Source organism: Escherichia sp. HH41S (genome assembly GCF_009820115.1).
GTDB classification, from domain to species: Bacteria; Pseudomonadota; Gammaproteobacteria; order Enterobacterales; family Enterobacteriaceae; genus Escherichia; species Escherichia coli_F.
The window spans coordinates 1-524 of sequence record NZ_VNXE01000011.1 but is presented as its reverse complement, the minus strand read 5'-3'; the positions used below and the strand labels follow the sequence as shown (position 1 = coordinate 524).

Annotated in this window: 1 protein-coding gene; it reads right to left on the bottom strand. The window is 51.1% G+C overall.

What is annotated here, in order from left to right:
• A partial coding sequence (locus tag FQZ95_RS03165; RefSeq protein ID WP_160529875.1) for a DUF1983 domain-containing protein occupies positions 1–524 on the bottom strand: 524 nt, incomplete at both ends.

Genomic DNA, 524 nt, shown 5'->3' with positions numbered 1-524 from the left:
TCTGGTGTCAGGGAAAATGCCGGCGGATTTCCACCGCTGGTAATGGTGGGAGCCGTCAGGCGTTTCAGGAACACGTCATTCATGAATATCTGGTTGCCCTGCGCCACAAACATCGGCGTTTCATTCCCGTTTGCCGGGTCAATAAACGCGATACGGTTAGCGGCAACCAGAAACTGGCTCAGCTTGCCTTCCTCCGTGTCCTCCATGCTGAGGCCAATACCCGCGACATAATGTTTGCCGTCTTTGGTCTGCTCAATTTTGACGCCCCACATCGCATTCCATTTATCGTTAGCGTCCTTCCACTCTTTCGAAAACTCATCCAGTCTGCTGGCGTTATCCTCCGTCAGATCAACTTTTTCCAGCAGCTCTTTACCGAGATGGGATTCGGTTATCTTGCCTTTGAAAAAATCCAGGTAACCTTCCGCATCATCGCTCGCCCGACCGACGGCCTCCACGAATGCCGATTTGCCAACGGTGTTCACACTGCGGATATAAAAGTAATAATCATGGCCCGGTTTGATATT